Below are 4,902 nucleotides of genomic sequence, written 5' to 3'. Positions count from 1 at the left end.
GAGGCCCGCTACGAGCAGGCCGAAGCCATCTCGCTGGCCTTCGTGACCGCCCTGCAGGTCTTGCCGCCTCGCCAGCTCGCGGTGCTCATCTTGCGGGACGTCCTCGGATTCCACGCCAGCGAGGTGGCCGGCATGCTGGACGCGACCGTCGAATCGGTCAACGGCGCCCTCAAGCGGGCCCGTGCCAGCCTGCAGCGCCAGCAGCCGTCGCCCGCCGGCCGCGAACCGCCTCCCGCCGCCGGCTCACCGGCCGAGGATGCGCTCGTGGCCAAGTTCGTCCGCGCATACGAGTCCGCCGATCTCGACGCGGTGGTGGCCCTGCTGACCGACGACGTCTTCCTGTCCATGCCGCCTATGCCCTTCGAATGGGAGGGCCGTGATGCCGTGGCCCGCTTCTTCCCCAGCATCTTCGGCTCGGGCCGACGCGAGCTCGTACCGACGCGAGCTAACGGCCAGCCAGCGTTCGGGGCCTACCTGCGCGCCCATAGCGGCATCCGCCACGGGACCGGCCTCTTCGTGCTCACGCTTTCCGGTGACCGGATCTGCGCCATGACCCGCTTCGACAACAGCGTGCTCCCATGGTTCGGGCTACCCCGATCGCTCCCCAGCCGGTAGCTAAGCGGGAGGCGTAACCGCACGCGTACGCCGCGGACCACGACGGCTACCGGACGGGCTAGTGCGCGGGGATCCGCTAGCGGATCGTCGTCGTAGGTCACGATGTCGCCCTCCGGATGGATGCCGAGGAAGTCACGTGCAGCTGAGCCGGCTGCGGCTATCGCCTGCGCAGCAGTGAGGCCATGCTCGGCCAAGAGCGCGATCTCGTCCGCGATAGTGCCGACGACGTCGGTGCCGGCCAATACCCGCACACCATGAGCGACGGCATACGGCAGGCAATCGCGGAGACGCTCGCGCAGCTCGTCGGTCCGGCTGTGAACCGCGGGGTCGGAGGAGTCGCGGCCGTGCAGCACGGCGCAGAGCGTTGGCGTCCAGGCACCGCCGCGGACGCCGAGTGCCTCAAGCTCAGAATGGCCAAGTGCCGTGCCATGCTCGATCGAGTCGGCTCCGATCCCTGCCAGCCCTGAATCCGGGAGATTGCTGTGCACCGCGACCCGTGCCCCGGCGCCGTGGGCCGCGTCGACCGCGGAGCGCAGCGTTTCGAGGTCGTATGTCGCCGTCGTCGACTGCGGTACGGGCCCGCCCTCGGCCCACTCCGGGAAGTCACCGATGATCTTCACCCAGGCCGCCCCTGCCGCCACCTCGGACCGGATCGCCGCAGCGAGCTCGTCCGGCGCGACGGGGGAGTGCATGCGCGGAAAGTACCGGTTCGCTGGAGCGAGGAAACGCCCGGCGGCGGTGACGACCGGACGCCCGGCTACCGCAGTGCCCGCGAAGCCGAGGGTGACCAGGCTACGGCCCCCGGCATCGCGGATCACCGTGACCCCGGCGGTCGCGTATTCCTCCAGTCGCGCTGTGCCGTACTCGCCGTCCGAGAGGTAGGGGCCGCGCTCGTCAACTGCGACGGTGGGATGCGCGTGCGCATCGACAAGCCCGGCCAGCGCATACCTGCCAGGCAGTTCCTCCGCATCGCCCGTTCCCGCGACCACGCGTTCGCCAGGAAAGCCGTCCAGGAATGCCCCTGAGAATGTCCACGACATAGAGGCACATTAAGCCTTCCCGCCCGCCGCCGACTGCTGAGAGGCAGGGTCAGGCGGCGCGGGCGGGTACCGTGTCCTCGTGCTGCAGTGAGGCCGCAGTGGCGCGGGCGAGTTCTGCGCGCCGGATGAGCAGGAACGTGACCGGCACGGCGGCCAGTGCGGTGAGCCCGGTGACCCAGAACGCCTGCTGGAACCCGCCGGTGAGCGCGGCGGCCGCGCCGTGGCCCTGGCTCATCAGGAGGCGGGAGTGAGTCGCTGCCACGGTCGAGGCGACGGCGACCCCGATCGCCCCGCCGATCTGCTGGGAGGTGTTGAGCAGCCCGGAGGCGACCCCGGCGTCATGATCGGTGATGCCGGCCAGGGCCCCGATCGACACCGGGATGAACGCGAAGATGGCGCCGCCGGCCACGAACAACGGGCCGGCGAGGTTGGCCCAGTAGTGCCCGTGCACCGGGACCTGGGTGGCCCACAGGATCCCGGCGCCGACCAGGGTCATCCCGGCCGCCATGACCAGCTTGGCCGAGGCGCGGGTGACGAGGATCTGGGCGGGCCCGGCCAGCGCGAGCGCGGTGAGTGATGTCGCCAGCCAGGCGAGGCCGGTTGTCAGGGCGGAGTACCCAAGCACCTGCTGCATGTACAGGGTGCCGGTGAAGAAGAAGCTGAAGAAGCTGGCCCCGAGCAGGAAGCCGACGGCGTTCGATCCGGCGAGGGTCGTCAGCCGGAACAGCCGCAGCGGCAGCAGCGGCGCCTCGGCCCTGGTCTCGATGACCAGGAAGGCGGCGAGCAGGGCCGCCGAGGCCGCCAGCAGTGCGAGGGTCCGGACGGCGGTCCACCCGGCGGTCGGCGCCTGCGAGATCGCGTAGACCAGCATCACCAGGGCGCCGGTCACCGTGATAGCGCCGAGCGCGTCGTAGGACCGGCGGGCGCCTGCCAGCCTGCTTTCCGGGACGGCCCGCCGGGCCAGGAGCAGAGTGACCGCGCCGATCGGGACGTTCAGGTAGAAGATGTACTGCCAGCCGGCGTACCGGACAAGCACCCCGCCGGCCAGCAGGCCGACGGTCGCGGCCGTGGCACCGATGCCACTCCAGGCGCTGAGCGCCTTGTTGCGCTCGGCGCCCTCGCCGAACATGTTCATCACGATCGACAGCGCGGCCGGGAGCACAACCGCGGCGCCCAGGCCCTGGATGCCGCGCATGACGATCAGGAACGTGTCGCTGGTAGCCAGCGCGCAGGCGAGCGAGGCCACGGTGAAGATGGCCACCCCGGCCATGAACAAGCGCCGGCGGCCGGCCAGGTCGGCGGCCCGGCCGCCGAGGAGCAGGAACCCGCCGAAGGTGAGACCGTAGGCGGTCACCACCCACTGCAGGTCCGACTCGGGGAAGTGCAGGCTGCGGCCGATGGTCGGCAGCGCGACGTTAGTGATCGTCAGGTCCACGATGGTCATGAAGTACGCGACGGCGAGCACGGCGAAGGCCCGCCAGCGGCGCACTTCGCCGGGTGCCGCGGACTCCTTGTGGCTGACGTCGTTCCTGCGGTCCAGTGAGGTCATTCCTGTCTCCGATGCTCGTTGGTCAGGTCCTCACTCGTTCCGACACCGGCCGCGGCCGGAACGGAACGGGGCCGGTACGGCGGTTCTTTTTCGTCCCCGGCGGGGTCATTACCTAGGAAGGCGTAAAGGACGAAGCCGATGCGAGGATGCGATGGTGACGGCAAGCACGCTGGCTCGCGCCCAAGCGGGCGACCAGGAGGCGTTCCGTGAGCTCACCGACCCCTACCGGGCTGAGCTGCTGGCGCACTGCTACCAGATCCTCGGCTCGGTGGCCGACGCCGAGGACATGCTGCAGGAGACCCTGCTGGCGGCCTGGCGCGGCCTGACCGGCTTCGAGGGCCGGTCCTCGGTACGCACCTGGCTGCACCGCATCGCCGTCAACGGCTGCCTGAACGCGCTGCGCGACCGTAGCCGCCGCCCGCGGGAGGTGCCGCTGATGTCCCAGCCGCCCGAGCCGACCCGGCTCACTGCCCCGGTCTGGATCGAGCCCTACCCCGACGTGCTGCTCGACGGGGTACCCGACGCCGCGCCCGGGCCGGAGGCCCGCTACGACACCAAGGAGGCGATCGAGCTGGCGTTCGTCACCGCCCTGCAGCACCTGCCGCCGCGCCAGCGTGCCGTCCTGGTGCTCCGCGACGTGCTCGGCTACTCTGCCGCTGAAGCAGCCGGCATGCTCGACACCACCGAAGCCTCGGTCAAGGGCGCCCTGCAGCGCGCCCGGGCGGCCCTGCAGGCCCGGCTCCCCGCCGACCGCGATCGCACCCCGCCGTCAGACTCACCCCGCGAGCGCCACCTCGCGGGCCGCTTCGCCGCCGCCGTCGAAGACGGCGACATCGACGCCGTGCTCACCCTGCTCACCAGCGACGCCTGGCTCACCATGCCACCCGAGCCGTACGAATACCAGGGCCCGGCGGCCATCGCCGCCTTCTTGCACCACCGGGCCGCCCTCCGCGGCGCCCCGCTGCGGCTGGTGCCCACCCGAGCCAACACCCAGCCCGCCTTCGGCTGCTACCTGCCCTGCGCCCAGACCCCGCTCGCCCGGCCCTACGGGATGATCGTCCTGACCCTCCGCGGCGACCAGATCAGCGCCATCACCTGGTTCTCCGACAGCAGCGCCTTCCCCCACTTCGGGCTCCCCCGAGCACTGCCCCGATAACGCCGGAACCCCGGGCAGAGGGAAGGAACACCCGCATGAGCGACAGCACCCGGCCAGCCCGCACCCGCCGACCCGGCAACGGCCGCGACGGTCACCGCGTACGCCGCTGTAAAAATAACCCCAGAGTTCCCTGAGGTCTCCCGCATCTCTGTAGACCTAGGATCTGGGCCATGTTCGTCTTGCTGGCTGAGTGAAGGCGAGGAGGCCCGGGTTGAGCCTGGCAGCCGTACGAGGTCTGCGGCTGGCGCGTGCGCCGGTGACGGCGGAGGATCTGGCGGCGCTGCAGACCGATGTGCTGGCCGGTTACGTGTTCGCGCAGGCCGCGGCCGGGGCCGGCAAGGCCTGGCAGGAGGCGGCCGCCCGGGGAAGCCGCGCAAGCTCTTGTTTGCCTACTTCTCACTTGGGCCCAACGCCCGCACAGGCGGATAACTGCATCCTGCACTACTACAACTGGCTCGGCGACATCGCCAGGCAGATCGCGGCGGGCGCGCCCCCATCAGCACCGATGTTGCTCGCCGGCGCGGTGCTGTAGCAGCCTGGAC

At 70.9% G+C, this 4,902-nt stretch carries 4 protein-coding genes; 3 read left to right on the top strand and 1 reads right to left on the bottom strand.

Annotation, left to right across the window (positions count from 1 at the left end; all coding sequences use genetic code 11):
• The coding region (locus WA805_RS03820; protein WP_425241655.1) for a sigma factor-like helix-turn-helix DNA-binding protein at positions 1-615 on the top strand (615 nt) is incomplete at its 5' end.
• A gap of 1,089 nt (positions 616-1,704) precedes the next feature.
• On the opposite strand, the gene WA805_RS03815 is transcribed toward WA805_RS03820, so the two are convergent.
• On the bottom strand, positions 1,705-3,204 hold the full coding sequence (locus WA805_RS03815; RefSeq protein WP_425241654.1) for an MFS transporter: 1,500 nt from the start codon (positions 3,202-3,204) through the stop codon (positions 1,705-1,707).
• 154 nt (positions 3,205-3,358) lie between these two features.
• Here WA805_RS03815 and WA805_RS03810 point away from each other — a divergent pair, with 154 nt between their 5' ends.
• A complete protein-coding gene (locus WA805_RS03810) occupies positions 3,359-4,360 on the top strand; it encodes a sigma-70 family RNA polymerase sigma factor (RefSeq protein WP_422338313.1) in 1,002 nt (333 codons plus the stop codon).
• A 211-nt stretch (positions 4,361-4,571) separates the two neighbouring features.
• Entirely contained in the window at positions 4,572-4,892 is a 321-nt protein-coding gene (locus tag WA805_RS03805; RefSeq protein ID WP_424563940.1) for a hypothetical protein, read from the top strand.
• Positions 4,893-4,902 lie beyond the last annotated feature (10 nt).

This window comes from Trebonia sp. (assembly GCF_049794275.1).
GTDB lineage: Bacteria > Actinomycetota > Actinomycetes > Streptosporangiales > Streptosporangiaceae > Trebonia.
Note: the sequence above shows the minus strand (reverse complement) of the source record. Positions and strands in the feature narration are given on the sequence as shown.

Bases quoted from the DNA above. Each gene is read 5' to 3' on its own strand.
- WA805_RS03815 (WP_425241654.1), bottom strand. From the start codon at position 3,204: ATGACCTCACTGGACCGCAGGAACGACGTCAGCCACAAGGAGTCCGCG.